At 64.8% G+C, this 20,406-nt stretch carries 14 protein-coding genes, 1 tRNA gene and 5 pseudogenes; 14 read left to right on the top strand and 6 right to left on the bottom strand.

Annotated elements, in window-relative coordinates; all coding sequences use genetic code 11:
- Positions 1-73: 73 nt before the first annotated feature.
- Both ACJH6I_RS30495 and ACJH6I_RS30490 read right to left on the bottom strand, forming a co-directional pair.
- Positions 74-956 (bottom strand): annotated as a pseudogene (locus ACJH6I_RS30495) (alpha/beta fold hydrolase).
- A 26-nt stretch (positions 957-982) separates the two neighbouring features.
- Positions 983-1,420 carry a PaaI family thioesterase gene (locus tag ACJH6I_RS30490; RefSeq protein ID WP_061003656.1) on the bottom strand — a complete coding sequence of 146 codons (438 nt, stop codon included), beginning with the start codon at positions 1,418-1,420 and terminating at the stop codon, positions 983-985.
- A 311-nt stretch (positions 1,421-1,731) separates the two neighbouring features.
- Between ACJH6I_RS30490 and ACJH6I_RS30485 the strand changes: the two genes are divergently transcribed.
- The gene (locus ACJH6I_RS30485; protein ID WP_406776281.1) at positions 1,732-2,046 is read left to right on the top strand and encodes a transposase; all 315 of its coding nucleotides are present in this window, start codon (positions 1,732-1,734) and stop codon (positions 2,044-2,046) included.
- Positions 1,931-2,295 (top strand): annotated as a pseudogene (locus tag ACJH6I_RS30480) (transposase); the annotation flags it as partial. The gene ACJH6I_RS30485 and the pseudogene ACJH6I_RS30480, both read left to right, overlap by 116 nt.
- Before the next feature lie 499 nt (positions 2,296-2,794).
- On the opposite strand, the gene ACJH6I_RS30475 reads toward ACJH6I_RS30480, so the two are convergent.
- Entirely contained in the window at positions 2,795-3,463 is a 669-nt protein-coding gene (locus ACJH6I_RS30475) for a TetR/AcrR family transcriptional regulator (protein WP_318986951.1), read from the bottom strand.
- 96 nt (positions 3,464-3,559) lie between these two features.
- Between ACJH6I_RS30475 and ACJH6I_RS30470 the strand changes: the two genes are divergently transcribed.
- The 7 genes from ACJH6I_RS30470 (at position 3,560) to ACJH6I_RS30440 (ending at position 11,992) form a co-directional block, all read left to right on the top strand.
- Entirely contained in the window at positions 3,560-5,131 is a 1,572-nt protein-coding gene (locus ACJH6I_RS30470) for an MFS transporter (protein ID WP_406785117.1), read from the top strand.
- 59 nt (positions 5,132-5,190) lie between these two features.
- Positions 5,191-5,664: a PaaI family thioesterase gene (locus ACJH6I_RS30465; protein ID WP_318986950.1), complete on the top strand. Its 474-nt coding sequence runs from the start codon at positions 5,191-5,193 to the stop codon at positions 5,662-5,664.
- Between the two features lie 17 nt (positions 5,665-5,681).
- Positions 5,682-6,305, top strand: coding sequence for a TetR family transcriptional regulator (locus ACJH6I_RS30460; RefSeq protein ID WP_346414622.1), 624 nt, complete (start codon positions 5,682-5,684; stop codon positions 6,303-6,305).
- A gap of 73 nt (positions 6,306-6,378) precedes the next feature.
- On the top strand, positions 6,379-6,801 hold the full coding sequence (locus ACJH6I_RS30455; protein ID WP_318986918.1) for a DUF6188 family protein: 423 nt from the start codon (positions 6,379-6,381) through the stop codon (positions 6,799-6,801).
- Between the two features lie 120 nt (positions 6,802-6,921).
- Positions 6,922-7,596: a TetR/AcrR family transcriptional regulator gene (locus ACJH6I_RS30450; protein WP_406776282.1), complete on the top strand. Its 675-nt coding sequence runs from the start codon at positions 6,922-6,924 to the stop codon at positions 7,594-7,596.
- A gap of 182 nt (positions 7,597-7,778) precedes the next feature.
- Positions 7,779-10,868, top strand: a complete 3,090-nt coding sequence (locus ACJH6I_RS30445; RefSeq protein WP_346414621.1) for an RND family transporter — start codon at positions 7,779-7,781, stop codon at positions 10,866-10,868.
- Between the two features lie 587 nt (positions 10,869-11,455).
- Positions 11,456-11,992, top strand: a complete 537-nt coding sequence (locus tag ACJH6I_RS30440; protein ID WP_318987370.1) for an HD domain-containing protein — start codon at positions 11,456-11,458, stop codon at positions 11,990-11,992.
- A gap of 10 nt (positions 11,993-12,002) precedes the next feature.
- Here ACJH6I_RS30440 and ACJH6I_RS30435 read toward each other — a convergent pair.
- Both ACJH6I_RS30435 and ACJH6I_RS30430 read right to left on the bottom strand, forming a co-directional pair.
- Positions 12,003-12,465, bottom strand: a pseudogene (locus ACJH6I_RS30435) (NUDIX hydrolase).
- Between the two features lie 30 nt (positions 12,466-12,495).
- Positions 12,496-13,299: pseudogene (locus ACJH6I_RS30430) on the bottom strand (hypothetical protein).
- 285 nt (positions 13,300-13,584) lie between these two features.
- On the opposite strand from ACJH6I_RS30430, the gene ACJH6I_RS30425 reads away from it, so the two are divergent.
- The 4 genes and pseudogenes from ACJH6I_RS30425 to ACJH6I_RS30410 all read left to right on the top strand — a co-directional run bounded on the left by ACJH6I_RS30425 (position 13,585) and on the right by ACJH6I_RS30410 (position 18,840).
- Entirely contained in the window at positions 13,585-13,911 is a 327-nt protein-coding gene (locus ACJH6I_RS30425; protein ID WP_318987369.1) for a hypothetical protein, read from the top strand.
- Positions 13,912-14,013: 102 nt separating this feature from the next.
- A pseudogene (locus ACJH6I_RS30420) lies at positions 14,014-15,421 on the top strand (FtsK/SpoIIIE domain-containing protein).
- A gap of 56 nt (positions 15,422-15,477) precedes the next feature.
- Positions 15,478-17,016 (top strand): replication initiator, encoded by a 1,539-nt coding sequence (locus ACJH6I_RS30415; protein WP_318987368.1) that lies wholly within the window; start codon positions 15,478-15,480, stop codon positions 17,014-17,016.
- 177 nt (positions 17,017-17,193) lie between these two features.
- The gene (locus tag ACJH6I_RS30410) at positions 17,194-18,840 is read left to right on the top strand and encodes a recombinase family protein (protein WP_318987367.1); all 1,647 of its coding nucleotides are present in this window, start codon (positions 17,194-17,196) and stop codon (positions 18,838-18,840) included.
- On the opposite strand, the gene ACJH6I_RS30405 is transcribed toward ACJH6I_RS30410, so the two are convergent.
- A tRNA-Leu gene (locus ACJH6I_RS30405) sits at positions 18,822-18,907 on the bottom strand. The genes ACJH6I_RS30410 and ACJH6I_RS30405 overlap by 19 nt on opposite strands.
- 74 nt (positions 18,908-18,981) lie before the next feature.
- Here ACJH6I_RS30405 and ACJH6I_RS30400 point away from each other — a divergent pair.
- Complete coding sequence (locus ACJH6I_RS30400) at positions 18,982-20,313, top strand: M20/M25/M40 family metallo-hydrolase (RefSeq protein ID WP_318987366.1); 1,332 nt, start codon at positions 18,982-18,984, stop codon at positions 20,311-20,313.
- Positions 20,314-20,406: the final 93 nt, after the last annotated feature.

Here is a 20,406-nt window from a genome sequence, read left to right as displayed (position 1 = left end):
ACACAATCTTGGCAGCACGCGGAGTCGGCACGACCCAGTCTAACAGCTAGATCGTAATTAATGACTCAGGACACTAGACGAGGTCGTCGAGGAAATCGAGCACCGCTTCCGAGAAGACAGCGTTGTCATCGCCGGCGATCATATGGCCTGCGCCCGTGACATCGACAGTGCGCGCATGCGGCACGAGGTCGCGGAAATCGTTCACAGTTTCGTCGGATACCACGTCGGACAGCAACCCGCGCACGAGGAGTGTTGGTGCCGTAACACGCTGCGCACCGTCGACCAACAAAGTGCTCATCTTCTCGAATTCGGCTGTCCCGGCTGCCTGGTCGCCTTGGAGAAACTGGAAATTCGATGCCACGAACGCGGGATCCCAACGCCACACCCACCGGCCGTCGCTTCGTTGATGTAGGACTCTTCGAAGTCCGTCGAGGTTGTTCGGTCTCGAGCGGTGCGGGTTGTATGCCGCGATGGCCTCGGCGGCGGATTCCAGGTTGTCGAACCCGTTGGCGTGCGCCGACATGAAGGCGACGACGCGCCGTGCGCCTTTCATCTCCATACGTGGTGTGACGTCCACAAGAATCACGGCGTCCCACAAGTCTGGCGGAGCTAGCAAGTGACTGCCGAGAATGGTGAGGCCGCCAAGGGATGCCCCGATGGCCACGATCGGCCGTCCCAGGTTCGCGTACGGCCGTACTGCGATCAGATCGGATCCGAGCCGATTCAGATCGTAACGGCCTGTGGGATCCCAGTCGCTGTCACCGTGCCCGCGTGCGTCATACGCGGCCACCGTGAATCCGCGCGCGCAAAAGCAGTGCTGTGACGTCCCAGGCGTGTCGGCTCTGACCGCCGCCGTGGAGTAGCAATACAACCGCGCGAGGTGCGGCACAGCGGTAGAAGTCAACAGCCAGAGTGAGCCCGTCGCTGGTTGGCACGCGCTCAAGCGCAGCGGTCACCCTTTAGCCCTTCCGCTCGCCATTGATCACGAGGTCGGCTTCAGGCCCACGATCGTCACAGTGCCCTGGGCGACACATACTGCGCGACTTTGGTTGGTGATGTCGATCCGAGCAACGCCGCTGGTTCTCCCGAGCGCGACAATCTCGGCGACTGCGACGCACTTGCCGGCGGATACGGGCCGAAGCAGGTTGAGCTTGAACTCTGTTGTCGCAACCCATGAGCCCTCAGGGATGACTGGGTAGAACACGACACCGAGGCAGTGATCAACCATGGCGGACAGGCAGCCGCCGTGCAGGTTGCCGAACGGTGTCTTCAAGTCGTCTCGGGCGTCCATTTCTGCGACCAGTCGGCCGGCGATGAACTCGGTGTGTCGGAAACCGAGGTAGCCCGCGAGTCCGCCGACGGTCACTGTGGAGTCCTTCAACTGTTCGGCGACACGGTCGTTGAATGTGGCGAAGTTCACCGGCATATTCAGCCTTTCAAGACATAGATTGCTGATGAGACAGTACGTCAAGGTTGTTCCGTTGCGCGATCGTTACTGCTGGAGGCGATCGCGGGAATTAGCGGCCGTTCGTCGTACCCGCGTAATCCGTCTCCGCTGCGCTCTCGGGGCCCGCTGGCGGCAAGCAGGCTAAGAATAGTGCGAAGAATCCACTCCGAGCCATGATCGATGGATACGCCGGGCGTCAGCTGTGTCCAGAGCTTCGGGACTGTGGATTTATCGGTGTTTCCGGCCTGACACGCTGAGCGAAGCTCGGCGAGGAAGGTGCCGTGATGACGCCACTGGATGTGGCGAAGAAAAAGTCGGGGCCCTCCGCTGCGCAGCAGGCTGCGGTCGAGCTGGTGCGGCTGGCCCAGCAACAGGGGCCATCGCTGACCGGTCCGGACGGACTGCTCAAACAGATGACTAAAGCGGTGCTCGAGATCGCGCTCAATGAAGAGATGACCGAGCACCTGGGCTACGAGAAACAGCAACACTTTTCGGCTCACTTCCCGCAAGTCCTTGGACGAGATCAAGCGGGACACCAAACCGACCTACACCGCGATCAACGCCGCCGACGCCCGGGCCGCGTTCGACGATCTGACTGAAAAATGGGGCCAGCGGTATCCGGCGGTGATTCGGTTGTGGGGCAACGCCTGGGCGGATTTCATCCCGTTCCTGGACTACGACGTGGAAATCTGCCGAGTCATCTGCAGCGCCAATGCTATTGAGTCTTTGATCGCCCGCTTCCACCGAGCGATCACGGCAGGGCACGATGGGTGATGCGGTGCAAGCCAGCGCTCGACGCGTTTGCAATCACGTTCGGCGACCGATTCCCGGCAGCCGCGACCTACTGATGGAAACCGCCGGAAACACCGTTAACGAGATACTCCGTTGGCAAGTTCGATGGTGACGGGTGGCCGGTAGTGATGCCGTGCGCAGTCACGCCGTTCGGGTAGCTGTCGCTATCCGCAGTGTGGGCTTTCCGCCCGGACCTTCTCCAGCGGTGAGTTTGGCGAGCTGTGCGTCGACGGTCTCGATGGGTCAGCGGACCGCCGAACGGACGAATTGAAGAACCGCCTTGATAGGCGGAGAGGACTTCGCTCAGATCGGCGAGTCGGTCGAGTGGGATCGCGAACTCGTCGGCGGATGCAAGGGGCTTTCGTTCACCGCTGCATTGCAGATCTTATGTAGTAAGCGCTGTGCTCACCGGGGTATCTGGTGTTTTTCCGAGGCATTGGCTTCGGAGTTCCTGATCGGGAGCAGTGACGTCCGCTGATGTTCTCCGTTAAGGGTGAATGCGGGTTGGGCGGTGCGCCTACTGCGAACACTCCATCCGTGGGACGCTCGCTGGTTCTAGCTGGCGTCGGGTCTTGTTGTGGCTGGGTTGACGCTGTAGGTGTCCATGAAGGTGTCGACGAGGCGGATGCAGTCGTTGTGGGTGATGGCGCGGATGCCGGTCAGTCGGGCGAAGACGAGGGGGCCGACGAGCTGGCAGATGGCGAGCTCGACGTCTAGGTCGCCGAGTTCTCGGCGGCCGTCGGCGCTTTGCAGGATGTTGTCGAAGGGTTGCCGGTATTGCTCGACGACGCGGGAGCGCAGCGCGTGAGCGTTGGCGTGCGGGGTGCCTTCGGAGTCGGCGCTGGGGGTTTCGGCGGGGCCCAGGGCCGCCCAGGCGAGGGTGGTGACTTGCACCGGCGCTTCGGCGAGGAGGTCGGCTTGGCGTGACAGCAGTTCGATGAGTCGCTCGCGCAGAGTTCCGCTGGTGGGTTCGGGCGGAATGACTTGCGGCAGTAAGCGTTCGAAGGTCGCTGCGAGTAGCTGGGTGGAGCTATTGAAGTGGCGGTAGAGGGTAGTGCGGGCGACTTTGGATGCCTTGGTGACCGCGTCGATGGTGACTGCTTCAACGCCGCCGGTCTTGAGTAGGTTGGCGGCGGCATCGAGCAGTCGGTTCCGTGACCGCGTGCGGCGCGGATCGATGTCCTCGTCATAGTCGTCCGGTATCGGCGGGGCCTGATTTCTCACTGTGGCTCCTTTGCTGATCCCGGGTGTGTTCGTCGACAACCTCAGTTATGGTACATCGAGTAGCGCAGCGAAACTGAATGTACAGGGGTGTTGAGCGTGCCGGATCAGCAGAGATCATTCTCGCGTGGGCAGCAGTGGACCCTAGTCGTGTCGTGTGCCGCGGTGGCGCTGGTGATTGGTTCGATGGCGGCCCTATATACCGCGTTGCCGAACATTGCCGTTGATACCGGGGCAACGCAGAGCCAGCTGACGTGGGTAGTCGACGGGTACACCTTGGCGATCGCGTGCCTGGTCTTGCCTGCGGGCGCGGTCGGCGACCGTTATGGCCGGCGGGGCGTGCTGATCGCCGGGTTGGCGGTGTTCGCGGCGGCGTCGGTGGTGCCGTTGGCATTCGACACCCCGTGGTGGCTGATCAGTGCGCGGGCGGCGGCTGGGGTGGGTGCGGCGTTGGTGATGCCGTCCACGTTGTCGATCCTGACCGGTGAGTTCGGGGTGGCCCAGCGGCGACGTGCGGTGGGCATCTGGGCGGGCGTGGCCGCCTCGGGTGCAGTGGTCGGGGTGCTGATTTCTGGTGTGCTGCTGCAACTTTGGTCGTGGCGGGCGATTTTCGTGGGGCTGGCCGCCGCGGCGGTGCTGCTGCTGGTCGCGGCGCTGCGAGTGCCCACTTCCCGCGAGGGTGCCCATCCTCGTATCGACGTGGTGGGGTCGGTAGTGATCGCGCTGGCGATCGGTCTGCTGGTGGTCGCTCTTGTCGAGGCGCCGCATCGCGGCTGGACGGACACCGTGGTGATGGCGCTGTTTGGTTGCGCCGCTGGATGTTTGGTGGCGTTCGCGGTGGTGGAGTTGCGGCGTGCTGACCCGCTGCTGGACATGAGGTTGTTTCGCGATCGCAGTTTCACGGCGGGCACGGTGTCGCTGGTGCTGCATTTCGTGGTGATTTTCGGGGTGTTTTTCCTGCTGGTGCAGTACCTGCAGCTGATCAGCGGGTATTCGCCGATCAGGTCGGCGTTGGCGCTGACACCGTTGATTGTGCCGATCGTGGTGGTCTCGGTGGCGGCACCGCAGCTGGCGGCACGCTGGGGGTTGCGCGTGATGCTGGCGGGTGGTCTGGGGATGCTGGCGGTCGGGATGTTTCTGGCGAGCCGGCTCGACGTGCACTCGGGTTATGTAGACATTGTGTGGTCCCTGGTGGCGCTGGGGACCGGTTTGGGTCTGTGTACAGCGCCGTCGACGGCAGCGGTGGTGGACGCCACCCCGGTGCACAAGCATGGGGTGGCCGCGGCGGTCAACGATGCGGCCCGCGAAGTCGGCGCGGCGATGGGGATTGCCATCGCGGGCAGTGTGCTGGCCGCCGGCTACAGCGATCGGGTCGGCGCGACCGCGGCTGCCCTGCCGTCGCCGCTGCGCGCTGCATTCGAGGACTCACTGGCGGCCGCGGCACAAGCGGCGCTTCATGTCGGTCCCGCGGCTGACGCTGCCGTCGCGCAGGCGAAGTTGGCGTTTGTTCATGGTTGCGCGACAGGGGCTTTCGTGCTTGCGATGATCAGCGCAGTGTCGGCATTGATCGTTGCCGTGTGGGCGCCGGGCCGATCAGCACCGCCACCCGAGGCGGCTGCGCCGGTGGTGCCCGCCCCGGCCAGTTCGAGTGAGCCGGCGGGTGCCGCGTGAGCGACTCGGTAGCCGATGAGGATGTGCCACAACAACTTCCCGCGCACACCCCGGTGTGCATGGGATGTGGCCCCGACAATCCGCATGGCCTGCGGTTGACGGCCTATCGCGACGGCACGGAGGTGTTCGCCGATGTGACCTTCGATGAACGGCACATCGGTGCTCCCGGTCTGGCCCACGGCGGCGCGATCGCCGCGGCCTGCGATGACGTGCTCGGCTTCACGCTGTGGATCGCCGGCACCCCGGCGGTAACACGCAGCTTGACGATCGAGTATCTGCAACCGGTCCCGCTGCACCACACCCACCGTGTGCGCGCCCGCGTCGTGGATCGTCGCGGCCGGGTGCTACGCGTGGAGGGAACCGGGGTGGGCAGCGACGGCGTCACCAGGTTCACCGCGGCGGCGGTCTTTATCGCTGTGGACGCGGCCCATTTCGCCGCGCACGGCGACATCACCGGGTTCACGGAGATGTTCGCCGACCTCGCGCGCCACGCCGCCGGCGGCGGCGTCGAGCGCGATAGTGGGCCGCGATGAGCGTGCCCGATGTCCAGATGAGCGAGCCTGATACGTACTTGCGCCCGCCACCGGTGCGTCCGAGTCCGGTGGTCGTCGCGGGCCGCCGCGAAGAGATCCTCGACGCGGCGCTGGAGATCGCCTCGGCGCACGGTTTTGAGGGTGTGCGCATGCGTGCGGTTGCTGCGCGGGCCGGCACGGCCGCGAGCTCCCTGTATCGGCACTATTCGTCCAAGACGCATCTGCTGGTGACGGTGCTGGCCCGCGAAATTGAGCGCCTGGACGCCGAATTCGACTGGAGCGCCGATGAATTGACCCCACCGCAGCGCTGGGCGCAGTTGACGGTGCGGCTGCATCAACGGTGGCTGGACGAGCCCGCGTTGACCGATGCGATGGTGCGGGCGTTCGTGGTGGCCGATACCGGCGCGGCCGATGCTGTGCAGTACGCCGTCGGCGTGATCGAGGACATGTTCGCCCGCGCGCTCGGCGGACCCTCGCCTACGCCGCGCGAGCGACACCTGGCCGGTCTGATCGCCGACATCTGGCTGGCCAACCTCACGGCCGTGATCAGTGGGCGGGTCACCCCCGCCGATGCGCGGGAGCGCATCGACCGCACCGTCGGCCATCTGCTGGGGGCATTGCTGCGCACCGACATTCGATAGCGGAACTTGTGGTATCGCTGCGCTACTTTTTGTACCATGAGTGTGCACAATGACGTGCCGAAAGGAGCCGGTCATGCACACTCTTTGGATCACGCACTGCACCATCCAGCGGGTTTCGTTGCACGAGGGGTTGGTGCTCGACTTCGACGACTACAACGAGTTGGTGATCGCCACCGCGATGAAATTGACCCTGCCGCCGGTGGGTCTGTATCCCGAGGAACAGGTGGTGATCGACCCGCACAACTTCGCGCCGCAGCACCGCGCCCTGCTCGACATGGCCGGCGCGACGTGCGCCCACGCCGAATGCGACGACGACGGCGCGCTGCATCTTGTGCTGTCGACCGGGGGCGGTATCGATGTCACCCCCGATGGCGACCGGGCCTCCTGGGAGCTGTACGGCAAACGGCACGGCTACATGGCCTGCCTGCCGCCGGGGCAGGTCCGCATCGTGCGCCATGACCTCCCCATCGGTGATATTGGCGCTGCCGCAAGCTAATTGCTTTGCCGACTCCGCCGTGGGCCGCCAAAATTTTGTTGACGAACGCTGCGCCCGGCGAACGTGGAACAACTAGTATCGGAGGGATACTTTTTGTTCCACTTGTGCGGGAGGCTGGCGATGGGTAAGCGGACCAATAGCTCCACGGCCGCGGCGTCGGCGGTGGGCAAACCGCGCTCCACGATGGCTGATCGTCAGCGCGCCCAACGCGCCGAGCTGGTCCGCGAAGAGGTCATTGATGCTGCATTGGCCGAGTTCGCTGAGCGGGGCTATCACCAGACCTCGATCAGCCACATCGCCGCGCGGCTCGGCTCGGGGCACTCGATGTTCTACCGATATTTCGAGAACAAGCGCGACATCGTCGATCACGCGGTGCGACAGGTCAACGGCCGGCTGGGCGCTGCCATCGATGAGGCCACGCCGTGCCTGGTCACCTCCATCGAGGAGTTCGGTCAGTACCTGTCCTCAATCGGCATGGCCTACACCGATGTCCTCGCCGAAGAGCCGCGGCTGTTGCAGCTGATCGTGGTGCAGGCCGCCGGGGTGGATCAGGAAATGTCGCAGCGGTTTCACCGTATGTATGACAGCGGCGCCGCGATCCTGGGTGCGGCGCTACGCCACGGCATCGACCGCGGCTACATCCGCCCCGACCTCGACATCGGTGCTACCGCCGAGTCGATCGTGGCGATCCCTTTCGGCATCGCCCTGCGCTACGGACACAAACCCGACCGTGACGTTCTGATCGCCCAGACCGCGGCGATCACCGCCCTGGTGTGTCGGGGTATCGCCGTCTAAACGCCAGGCCAGGGCCGGGCTGGAGGCTGCGCCGGCATCGTTATCGTCCACGAAAATAACGCTGCCGCAACTTAATTCGGCGCCCGAAGCCGGAAAAACTATGCACGAACGCTTCCCTGCCGGAAATGGAACAATTAGTATCGAAGCGATACTTTTTGTTCCGTTTTGACGGCAGGGGCAGCATGAGTGATCGCACCGACGGGCCTGGCACCACGCGGCGGGGCCGGGTCACCGACCCGTCCGCGTCGTCGGAATACAGCGCCCGACTCGGGCGCCTCGCGACGTTCACGGTGCGCCACAAGGCTCTGGTGATCGGCGGGTGGATCGCCGCGGCAGTGCTGCTGGCCCTGCTGTTCCCGCAGCTGGAAACGGTGGTGCGCCGCCAGTCGGTGGACCTGATTCCGCGCGATGTGCCCTCGTTTCAGACCGTGGACCGGATGAGCACCGCGTTCGGCGAGCAGGGCTCCAAAACGATGCTGTTCGTGGCGATGGAGGACCCCGCCGGGCTGAGCGATCAGGCACGTCAGCGGTACGGGGTGTTGATCGAGCGGTTGCGCGCCGACCATGCCCACGTGCTGCTCGTGCAGGATCTGCTCGCCGATCCGGTCACCCGAACCCAGGCGGTCAGCCGGGACGGGAAAGCCTGGTACCTGCCGGTGGGCATTGCCGGCGCGCTCGGCGATCCCACTGCGGCCGAATCGGTGGGCGCGGTGCGCGACATCACCACAGCGGTGTTCACCGGATCGGGGGTCAGTGCCCACGTCACCGGCCCGGCGGCCACGTTCAGTGACCAGATCTCTTCTGCCGAACACGATTTGCTGTTAGTGTCGATCGCCACCGCCGGACTGATCGCGCTGATCCTGCTCATGGTGTACCGATCACTGTTCACCGCGCTGCTGCCGCTGCTGGTCATCGCGCTGAGCCTGGCCGTCGGGCGGGGCGTGCTCTCGGGACTCGGGCAGTCCGGGTTGCCGGTCTCGCAGTTCACCGTGGCGTTCATGACCGCGATCCTGCTCGGCGCCGGCACCGACTACACGGTGTTCCTGATCAGCCGCTACCACGAACAACGCCGCGCCGGAACGCCACCGGAGGCGGCGGTCATCACGGCCACCGCGAGCATCGGCCGCGTCATCCTGGCCTCGGCGGCCACCGTCGCGTTGGCGTTCCTGTCCATGGTGTTCGCCACGCTGAGCGTGTTCGCCGCACTGGGGCCGGCCTGCGCGGTCGCCGTCGCCGTCGGATTTGTGGCCACGGTGACCTTGCTGCCCCCGGTGCTGGCCGTGGCGGCCCGCCGCGGCATCGGCGAACCCAAACCCGACCGCACCCGCCGCTACTGGAATGCCGTCGCTGTCGCGGTGGTGCGCCGTCCGGTACCGCTGCTGGTCGCCAGCCTGCTCATCCTGGGACTGCTGGCCGCCGCGGCCACCGCGATGACCATCAGCTACGACGACCGCGCCGGCCAACCCGCCAGCACCGCCAGCAACCAGGGCTACCAACTGCTCAACCGGCACTTCCGCAAAGACATGGTCCTGGCCGAATTCCTCGTGGTGCAGAACCCGACCGACATGCGCACCGCCAAAGGGCTGGCCGACCTCGACGAAATGGCCTCCCGCATCGCTCAATTGCCCGGCGTCGTCTCGATCGCCGGTGTCACCCGACCCACGGGCGCCCGCTTGGAGCAAGCCCAACTGTCCTGGCAGAACGGGCAGATCGGCGACAAGATGGCCCAATCGGTCACCGACGCCAACGCCCACCGCGCCGACCTGAACGCCCTGACCCACGGGGCCGACCAACTCGCCGACGGCCTCGCCCAACTCGACACCGCCGTGCGCACCGCCATGGGACCCCTGGGCGGTGTGCTCACTCAGGCCTCCACTGCCGGCGCCCGCATGCAGCGTTTCGGCCCACTGCTGCAACAACTCTCGGCCACCGCACCTGGTGTGGATCAGGCCATCCAAGCCGGCCCCGGCATCCGCCCCCTGGCCCAGCGCGCCGAGAACGCCATCGGTGTCCTGGACCCGCTGGCCGGTGCCCTCAACGCTGCCCCGTGGTGTGTGGCGACCCCCGAATGCGCCCAAATCCGTGACCAAGTCGCGGTCCTGGTCACCTTGCGCGACAACGGATTTTTCACCCAGATCGCCACACTAGGAGACCACTACAACCCGGCCACCGATGCGACCGTGACCGGCACCCTCACTGACATTCAACACACCGTCACCGCCATGAACGCCGCGTTCAAAACCCTCGGTGACCCCGCCGATCTGGCCGCCAACATCCACCGGCTGCAGCAAGGAATCGGCCAACTGGCCACGGGGTCGCGCGCGCTGGCCACCGGGGTGCACGCCCTGGCCGACAGCAACATCCAGATGCTCACCGGCATGAGCACGATCGCCACCGCCCTGCAGAACTCGGCACGCGCCACCGCCGGCTCGGACGCCGCCGCTGGTTTCTTCCTGCCCGCCACCACCTTCGATGACCGGCGATTCGCTGACCTCGCCAGACACTTCGTCTCACCCGACGGCAAAACCGCCCGCTTCGCCATCGACACCAACGCCGACCCCTACAGCATTCAAGCGATGCGCCTGGCCCAGCAGATCACCGACGTCGCCAACGCCGCCCGCCCCAACACCACCCTGGCCGATGCCAGGGTGGCGGTCGCCGGGTTCCCGGCTGTCAACGCCGACATCCAGCGCCTGCTGTCTGCGGACTTCACCCAACTGGCTATCGCCACCCTGGTGATCGTCGGGCTGATCCTGGTGGCGCTGCTGCGTGCCATCATCGCCCCGCTGTACCTGCTGGGCACCGTGATCCTGAACTACCTGGCCTCCCTGGGCATAGGTGTCATTGTGTTCCAGTGGATTCTCGGCTACCAAATCGCCTGGCCCGTACCACTATTGGCGTTCATCATCCTGGTCGCCGTCGGCGCCGACTACAACATGCTCCTGGTGTCCCGGTTGCGTGAAGAATCCACGGCCAACCTGCGCGTCGGGGTGCTGCGTACCGTCGCCAACACTGGATCAGTGATCACCTCCGCCGGCCTGATCTTCGCTGCAAGCATGTTCGGCCTGATGATCGGGTCGGTGGCGATCATGTTCCAGGTCGGGCTGATCATCGGCTGCGGGCTGCTTCTGGACACCTTCCTGGTGCGAACCCTCACCGTTCCGGCTATCGCCACCCTGCTCGGTCAAGCCAGCTGGTGGCCTCAACGTCCATCCCGGCGCCGGGCACCCGCCACCGCGCCGGCACACCGAGAGCCGGTAGGCACAACGTAAGTCATGGCCGGCCGCGCCCCGCCCGCGGTGCAATTCGGTGGTCTGGGTATGGCGCAGCCGGTGGGTTTGGCTGAACCGCAATGGCCGCCCGGCGCTATCGGTGAGGCCGTGGATGTTATCGAAGCGGCCCAGCACGATGCTGTTGGAATCGCAGCTGCGGGGCCGACGACCCTGGAACGGAAACCGCACTCCCAGAAATAGATACGTTGGCGTCAGCTCGGGGTAGGCGGCGGACCCAGGCTTGACCCCAGTAAAGAAAGTTCTCACATCGCAGGTCAAAGCCGCGTGTGCATGGAATGGACTGAGGCGCGATCACGTCGGTGAGTTGCGTGGTCGGGTCGATCGTCATTGACGGCGTTCGAGGGTGGTCATTTGCCCGCGACGAGCCGACTGAATGACGCTCGACGACGCGTTGTAGCTCGGGATCTGAGTGGTGCCGGCCGGTGTTTTCGCGGGGCGGCGAACGGGAGCGCCAGCGGACGGTAGCCGCCCCGGTCTGAAGTCAGGCTGAAGATGATGCGCTGAACGCGGCGAGCGATTCTGCGTCTGAGGACGGCGGTTTGTGGGCCGGCTCGTAGGCTGGTGTCATGAGTAGCGATCCGGCGGAGCGTGCAAGGCGGTTGGCTGAGCGGCATCTCTCCGGATTGCCGCGCCGCTGGGCTCACGTGCAGGCCGTGGCGGCGGCCTCCGAGCGGATGCGGCCGCACCTGGACGTCGAGACCGGAAACTGCCTGGTGGCGGCGGCGTGGCTGCACGATATTGGGTATGCGTCGGACCTGCGTGAGACTGGTTTTCACCCGCTGGACGGCGCGCGGTTCCTGCGCTCGCAGGGCTTTCCCGAGGCGGTTGTGTCGTTGGTGGCATTCCATACGGGTGCGGCAGTAGAAGCTGAGGTGCGTGGAATCGAAGGGCTGGAAGAGTTCGCCGAGCCCGCCGCCGAGATTCTGGACGTGCTGACGTTCTGCGACTTGACGACCGGCCCCGACGGTTCACCGGTGTCTGCAGCAGCGCGTTTGGACGAGGTGATGGAGCGGTATGGGCCCGAAGACCCCTTGCATCGGGCGGTCAGTTTGTCGCGAGAGGAATTGCTTGCGGCAGTGGGGCGGGTGCAATCGTGGCGGTAAGCCGGCCTGGTTATCCGAGGTAGGGTGCCGACCTCTGGTCCAGGTAGTGGGTGATGCGCAGCCGCATTGAGGGGTGCATGTCCAGCGCGCCTATATCGGCCGGGTCGGTCCAGGCGACGTCGGTACTTTCATGGTCGGTCGCGAGCTGCCCGCCCAGGACCGTGGTGGTAAAGCACAGGGAAAACTGTTGACGCACTTCGCCATCGGAAAAAGCAACCACGTGTGCGGGGTCGGTGTAGACGCCTGACAGGCCAATGACCTGCACGTCGAGCCCAGTTTCTTCTTTGACTTCCCGGATAGCGGTCTGTTCGATTGTTTCTCCGATATCGTGGCCGCCACCGGGCAGAGCCCACAGTGTGTTGTCCCGGCGTTTGACCAGCAGGATACGACCTTGTTCGTCGGTGACGATCGCCGACGCGGACGGAACCACACTGTTGGGGGTGGGGATCGTTGTAATAGTCGGTCCGGGCCATCGGTAGGGCCTCTCGTGTCGCGGTGGATTCTTACGGTCTCGGCGGTGGTCGTGCTTGGTCCCAGACGCGGGTGAACGCGTCCACGAATGTCGCCCACAGTCGCGGCTCGTCGGTACGAGAGAAGATCATCACCGGGTTGTCGCGCCCTGGTGAGCCGTAGACGTGGAAGTTGATGAGCATGCTGTCGTCGACCTTGAAAATTGATGTGTAGAGCGTTGTTTGGTGGGTACGCACCTGCAGACCCGGGGTCTGGACGTGGGGAGCGAGCAGTTCCACGGAGTTGCGAGTGCGGGCCATGACAGAGTCGCCGATACCTTCCTCCTCACCCCGCAGGATCATGTTGTCCCCGCCGGGGTCGCCGACGAGAAAACGCACCTGGGCGCCGCGTTTGGCGGCTTCGACCAGGGTGGTTGTGAAACCATCGAGAGTGTCGAACAAGAACGTGGCGGCGAACTCCAGAATATCGATTGATTTCTTGGCGCTGGAAAAATGCCTCTGTCACAGCTGAACTGGGACCTGGGTGCGGGTTGCGTACATCGTCGGGCTGAACGTTGCTGCGGAATTGGTAACGGGCCGATTGGTGGGTTGTTCGGCCGGGAACTGGGATGGCCACAGGTCATGCAGTGTGCACCCCAGCTCGCGGGCTGCTGCGTGGGCATTCTCCCGCTGGACGTGCCAATCGGCATCGGTGGCCCAGCGCCGCACCGTCTTTTCGTGAATCCCTATGCGCGCGGCAAGCCGGCGCGGGGACAATCCTTTAGCGCGTAGCGCCCGGTCGAGTGCAACGTTCTTGGTTTTGGAGGACGGTAGGTCGCCGTCGGGTGTAAGCGCCACGATGCCACCGTCCCTCCCTGTGCGGTAGTCGCTCGACCCGTAAATCAGCGACTGACCACGATCTTTACATAAACCCCATCTCTGGCGTTGACATCATCGAACTGCGCGCGGAACAGCCGGACAGTTCTATGGCCATGTCCGCACGCATGTCCGCGAATGTCCACGCCGATGTCCAACGTGTCTTCGATGTCCTTCGGTGTCTCTGTGAATGTCCGGGATGTCCACGTGTAGTGATCTCAGCGCTCGCTCAGGGCGCGACGTGACAACGAAAAGGACAGGGAAGCAATGAAACTGAAAATCGATACCAGTGCGGTCTCGTGGATGTGCACGAAAAGTGCTGAGGCGCGAATCGATTTCGAATCGGGTCATCCGAAAATCGACAAAGGTACTGGCTTGCCGCTGTATGCGGTGCAGCTTATGGCCCTCGATACAGACGGGGCCGAGATTCTGGCGGTGACCGTGGCTGGTGAACCGAAAGTCACTGTGGGGCAATCCGTCACGGTATCGAACCTGGTGGCGTTGCCGTGGAACCAAAATGGCAAGAACGGAATCGCCTATGGGGCTGATGCCATTACCGTCGCCGACGCAAAAGCCGTGCCGCCGCGCTCCTAGCGCGCCTAAGGTCGGCCCGCCGGCTACCACGCTGCAGAGGTGGCGGCGGTCGGCGGGCTGATCACTCACTCCCACAGACACTTTCACGAAAGACAGGACGGCATGTCGAACACGGCAAGCAACAACAAGCGGAACGAAGAAAACGAGGACTGGGTCGGCGACCTTCTTATCTCGATCGTCACCGCCTTCGGCCACCTGCTGTGGTGGGCGCTACGTTTCCCGCTGCTCGGGGTCCCGGCCGCGGTCGCGCTGGGGGTCGGCATCTGGCAGGGGTACAACATTGGGATGTTCACCCTGGCCGGGTTCGTTGCGGCCTACATGGGTTGGGCATTCCTTGATGAGGAATCTTTTGAGCATCTGGTGCTAAACCCACCCTGGCACGCCTATCTGCGGTGGTCACGCTATCAACGCGCCTGGGCCCAGGTCTGCGCGCTACACGGCCTGACCACCAAGCACGGCGAGCGGGAACATATTCCCGCCCTGCGGGTGATCGCGATCGGGGACCACACCGACACCATCGATGTGTCGGTAGTGACCGGTCAGTCAATCAGCAACTGGCAGAAGCAAACTGACGCGCTCGCTGCGGCCTGGCGTGCCGAACGCGTCACCGTGACCGCTATCGCGCCCGGTCGGATGCGTGTCACCATTGTGCGCGGCGACCCGCTGGCTGACCCGATTGCGCTACCTATGCCCACCGCTGCCACCCCTGTGGATTGCGGCGCTATACCGACAGGGGTCACCGACAGCCATCAACTGTGGCGGGTACCCGTGTTGGGGCATCACCTTCTGGTGGCCGGGGCTACTGGCTCCGGTAAGGGCAGCGTCCTGTGGTCACTGATCGCAGGCCTGGCACCACACGTGCGCACCGGGCGGGTTCGCTTGTGCGTGATCGACCCGAAAGGTGGAATGGAGTTGGGCGCAGGCGCCACTATGTTCACCGCGTTCACCCACGACGCCGGCAATGCCACCCTGGAACTGCTGCGCGCGCTGGTCGACGTGATGCACCGGCGCGCTGATCGGTTGCGGGGCCACACCCGGCTACACACACCTACTGTCGCTGATCCGCTATTGGTCGTCGTTATCGACGAAATCGCTGCCCTTACTGCCTATCTCACTGATCGGAAACTCCGCGTAGAAATTGAACAGCTCCTGGGCATGCTGCTATCCCAGGGCCGTGCAGTCGGCATCTCGGTGGTTGCAAGCCATCCAAGACCCCGCAAAGGACACCCTCCCGGTGCGCCAGCTGTTCACTGTGCGGGTCGGATTGCGGCTCACCGAAGCCACCCAAACCGCGATGGTCCTGGGGCAGGGTGCCCGCGACGCTGGCGCGGTCTGCGACGACATTAGCGATCACACTCCGGGTGTCGGGTATGTGATGACTGACGGCACCGCCACGCCCACCCGCATCCGGGCGTTCCACGTCACGGACCGTGACATCAGCACCCTGGCTCGCACCTTTCGGGCACCACACCCACGCACCACCGCATCCGGGAACCAGGAGAAGTCGTGACCGGCACAGCCTCAGCGGACCGAGCGGTGGGGAACCCGGAGTGGGTGCTGCCAGGTATGCCCGCCACCGCCGCCAGCGTCGATGTGGACAGGGTGGTGCGTGACATGGTCCGGCGGGCATCATCACCCGGCTTCGACGCTTGGTGGCGTCGCGCCGAATCGGTCGGGTTCTGTGCTCACCCCATCCAACTGAGCGGCGCTGACCTCCACGGCCGGCATCAGGTGGTGTGGACGCGCTGCAACAACCGCCGCGCCCAGGTCTGCCCGTCCTGCTCAGACCTTTACGCCAGGGACACTTGGCAACTTGTGCACGCCGGCGCCGCTGGCGGTCACCACGACGTCCCCGCCACGATCGTGGGACATCCGCAAGTGTTCGTCACGCTGACCGCGCCGGGATATGGCGCGGTGCACCACCACACTGAGACCGCGTGCCGAGATGCCGCCAGAGATGGCGGACACCGGCGTTGCCCGCATGGAAAGCCCCTGTGGTGCAGCACCACCCATTGCCGAGATGACCCGCTGATCGGGCAGCCCCTATGCATTGACTGCTACGACTACATCAGTCATGTGCTGTTCACCTGGTACCTCCCCGAACTCTGGCGCCGCTTCACCATCGCGCTGCGTCGTGCCGCCCGGTGCGAACTGAAGACCGTCGGGGCCGATCCTGACTCGGTCAAGGTGAGTTTCGTGAAAGTCGTGGAGCTGCAGGCCCGCGCCATTCCTCACATCCACGCCCTTATTCGCCTCGACCCTGTCAACGACACCACCACGGCCGGTGACCACACTGGTTACGGCCGTGCCACCTCCGGTGGCGCGGAGCCTCGTCACAACGCACAGTCACCATGGCAATCGCCAATCACCGCGCCGGCTCTGGCAGCACTGATCAACCGCGTCGCGCGCCAGATCGCCATCACGGTTGCTGCCCCTGCCGAAATTGGTGATCTTGATACGGCAAGCGGCACTGTGTTGGTGCGGTTCGGCACTCAGATCGATACCCAGCCTCTGGCCGCAGCCGCACCATCTGGCAACGAAGACTCGGATACCGCTATGGCAAGTGATCATTTGACGCCGCGGCGTGTCGCTCGCTATCTCGCGAAGTACGTCACCAAATCCCTGCAGGACTTCGGTATCGCCGCCCGCCGCCTGTCCGCTGAATCTATTGCTTCCCTTGATGTTTCCGAGCACGTGCGGTCGATCCTGACCACCATCGTTGTGCTTGCTGGCACCCAGTCCGGCATCGGAAACACCCCGGCTCTGGTGGGGATCGACCGATGGCTGCACACCCTCGGCTATCGAGGCCACATCACCACCAAATCCCGCCGTTATTCCACCACCATGAGCGCGCTGCGCAGCCAACGCGCTCAATGGTCTCGTCAGAACAACACGAAACACGTTGTGGACCAACATGCTCAGCCGCAGATTAGTGAAGACATCGGGTGGGAATTCGACCGCGCCGGACACGCTACCGTAGGCGACCGCGTGTTGGCTGTTTCGGCAAGCCTGCGTCATATCGACGCCCGCTTGGAAGGACTTGCTGAACGGCATCGCCAAGTCGGTGACAAACATTGGGACCCGGCGGGGGAATGTGATGGCTGAGAAAGGTCCTCGGCCCGCGCATGGTCGATCGGAATGCGATGCGCCGAACCTGTCAGAGGGAGGTGTTGAAATTGATCTAGTCAACCAGTTTCGACTTCCGCACGAAGCCAACTGCGCGCTGATCAACGTCATACTGGCTGTACGGGACCGGATGCGTGCATCAGGGAGGGAAGTGGCATGAGCCTCAGGTTCGCCTTCTATGGCCGAGTGAGCACAGAGGATGCTCAAGACCCGGAGGCGAGCCGAAGCTGGCAGAAGCGCCGCGCGTTGGACCTGATCACTCCGCACAGGGGAGTCCTGGCGGCTGACTACTTCGACGTGGGACAGAGCCGTTCGCTGCCTTGGAAGCGAAGGCCGGAAGCATCACGTCTGCTTGATGACGTCGCGTCTCGTGGCCGTGGCTTTGATGCTGTCGTGATCGGGGAGCCCGCCCGCGCGTTCTATGGGCCTCAGTTCGCGCTCACTTTCCCTGTGCTGACGCACTACGGAGTTGGGTTGTGGGTACCCGAGGTCGGTGGAGCGGTCGACCCCGGCTCCGAGGCGCATGACCTCGTGATGACGCTCTTCGGTGGCATGAGCAAGGGCGAGCGCGCGCGTATCCAGATGCGTGTCCGCGCCGCGATGTCGGCACTCGCGCAGGACACAACCAGATACCTCGGTGGCAGACCACCGTATGGCTACCGGCTCGTCGACGCGGGCCCACACCCGAACATTGCCAAGGCAAATCTTGGGCAACGGCTGCACCGCCTCGAAGCCGACCCCGCCACGTCACCGACCGTCGAGCGGATTTACCGGATGTACGCCGACGGAGCGGGCCTGCGTTACATCGCGCAACAGCTCACCGACGACGGCGTGCCGTCGCCAAGCCAATATGACCCCGCGAGGAACCCGCACCGTGACCCGCGAGGATGGTCTCATTCGGCTATCCGCGCCATCCTCGACAACCCGGCGTATCAAGGCGTCCGCGTTTGGGGCAAGCAGGAGAAATACGAGGTACTGGTCAACCCCGACGATGTCGCCGCTGGGTATGAAACCCGTATGCGGTGGCGTGCTGAGGCCGACTGGATAGCACCGGACCGCCGTACGCACGAAGCGCTGATCACAGACGAGCTGGCGCAGGCCGTTCGTCTTCGGACACAGGCGCGCCGAGGGCCTGGGCTCGTCTGCAGCAGAGAATCGACCGTGCCCTATGCGCTTCGTGGGCTGCTGTACTGCGCCGCATGTGGCCGGCGGATGCAGGGGGCCGCCCGACCAGGGAAGCAGACAACGCGCATTCTCTACCGATGCGAGCTCGGCAAGTCGCGTTCGGTACCTGTCGACCTGAGTGATCACCCGCGGACGGTGTATCTCCGGGAAGACGAGGTGACCGCGCGACTGGATAAATGGATCGCCACCTTGGCCGATCCGGAAGACCTCGCGCGAGGGCAAGACCTGGACCCGGCGGCAGGAAACGGATATGCCGCCTTGCAGCGTGAGCTCAGCGAGGTGAACAGCAAGATCGCCGCCCTGGTCGCTGCGGTGGAGTCTGGTGTGGCCGTCGAGGATTTGACTGCTGCGCTCCGCCGCCGGACGGCCGAGCGCGACGAGCTGAAGGCGCGTCTTGAGCATGTGGAGCGACCCCACGCGATGTCTGCGGCGCAGATCAGCGAGTTGGTCGGAGAATTGGGCGGGCTTGCGGCGGTGCTCGGCAAGGCAACCGGAGCGGAACGCGCTCAGGTGTACGCAAGTCTGGGTTTGCGTCTTGACTACGACCCGCACCTGCGGCAAGTGAGGGCGACTGCCGACCTAAGTCGTGTCGCCGGATGTGTCCGAGGGGGGACTTGAACCCCCACGCCCGTTAATAGGGCACTAGCACCTCAAGCTAGCGCGTCTGCCATTCCGCCACTCGGACCTGCCCAGCCGTCTGGCCGGGCAGCTTAGGCTAACGGATCGAGGTGCTCAGTCCAAAACCGAGGTGGTACGAATGTGACTGTGACTGCGCCCGAAGACGAAGTCGTCGACCTCGTCAGCTCCCTCATCCGGTTCGATACGTCCAATACCGGCGAGCCGGAGACCACCAAAGGCGAGGAAGACTGCGCCCGCTGGGTGGCCGAGAAACTGCGCGAGGTGGGCTACACCACCGAGTATGTCGAGGCGGGGGCGCCGGGGCGCGGCAATCTGTTCGCACGGCTCAAAGGCGCCGACCCGAACCGGGGCGCCCTGCTGATCCACGGCCACCTCGACGTCGTGCCTGCCGAGCCCGCCGACTGGAGCGTGCACCCGTTCTCCGGTGCGGTGAAGGACGGCTACGTGTGGGGCCGCGGCGCGGTCGACATGAAGGACATGTGCGGCATGATGATCGCCGTCGCGCGGCATCTGAAACGCAACAACATCGTCCCGCCCCGGGACCTCGTCTTCGCCTTCGTCTCCGACGAGGAGCACGGCGGCACCTACGGCTGCCAATGGCTCGTCGACCACCGGCCCGACCTGTTCGACGGCATCACCGAGGCCATTGGCGAGGTCGGCGGCTTCTCGCTGACCGTGCCGACCAAGGAGGGCGGCGAACGCCGGCTGTACCTCATCGAGACGGCCGAGAAGGGCCTGTCCTGGATGCGGCTGACGGCCCGCGGCCGCGCCGGGCACGGCTCGATGGTGCACGACGACAACGCCGTCACCGAGATCGCCGAAGCCGTCGCCAAACTGGGCCGGCACCAGTTCCCGTTGGTGCTCAGTGAGTCGGTCGAGCAGTTCCTGGCGGCGGTCTCGGAAGAGACCGGCTACGACCTCGACCCGACCTCGCCCGATCTGGAGGGCAGCATCGCCAAGCTGGGTGGCATCGCGCGCATCGTCGGCGCCACGCTGCGTGACACCGCGAACCCCACCATGCTCAAGGCCGGCTACAAGGCCAACGTCATCCCGGCCACCGCCGAGGCCATGGTCGACTGCCGCGTCCTGCCGGGGCGCAAGGAGGCCTTCGAGCGTGAACTCGACGCGCTGCTCGGCCCCAACATCACCCGCACCTGGGAGCGGGACCTGCCGAGCGTGGAGACCACCTTCGACGGCGACCTGGTCGACGCGATGAACGCCGCGATCTTGGCCGTCGACCCCGACGCCCGCACGGTGCCCTACATGATGTCCGGTGGCACGGACGCGAAAGCGTTTGTCCGCCTGGGCATCCGGTGCTTCGGCTTCGCGCCGCTGCGGTTGCCGCCCGAACTGGATTTCGCCGCGCTGTTCCACGGGGTCGACGAACGGGTACCCGTGGACGCACTACAGTTCGGCGCCAAGGTCCTCGAACACTTCTTGACGCACTGCTGACAGCTCTGCCCGCCATCGAAAGGACTCTCAATGACCGTGTCAAGCCGCCGCCGTGGCGATTTGGGGCGTGTCGGGGTGCCAGGTCCGGTTGTC

The organism is Mycobacterium sp. SMC-13 (assembly GCF_045311035.1).
Taxonomy (GTDB): Bacteria; Actinomycetota; Actinomycetes; order Mycobacteriales; family Mycobacteriaceae; genus Mycobacterium.
This window is presented reverse-complemented; position numbering and strand designations above follow the sequence as displayed.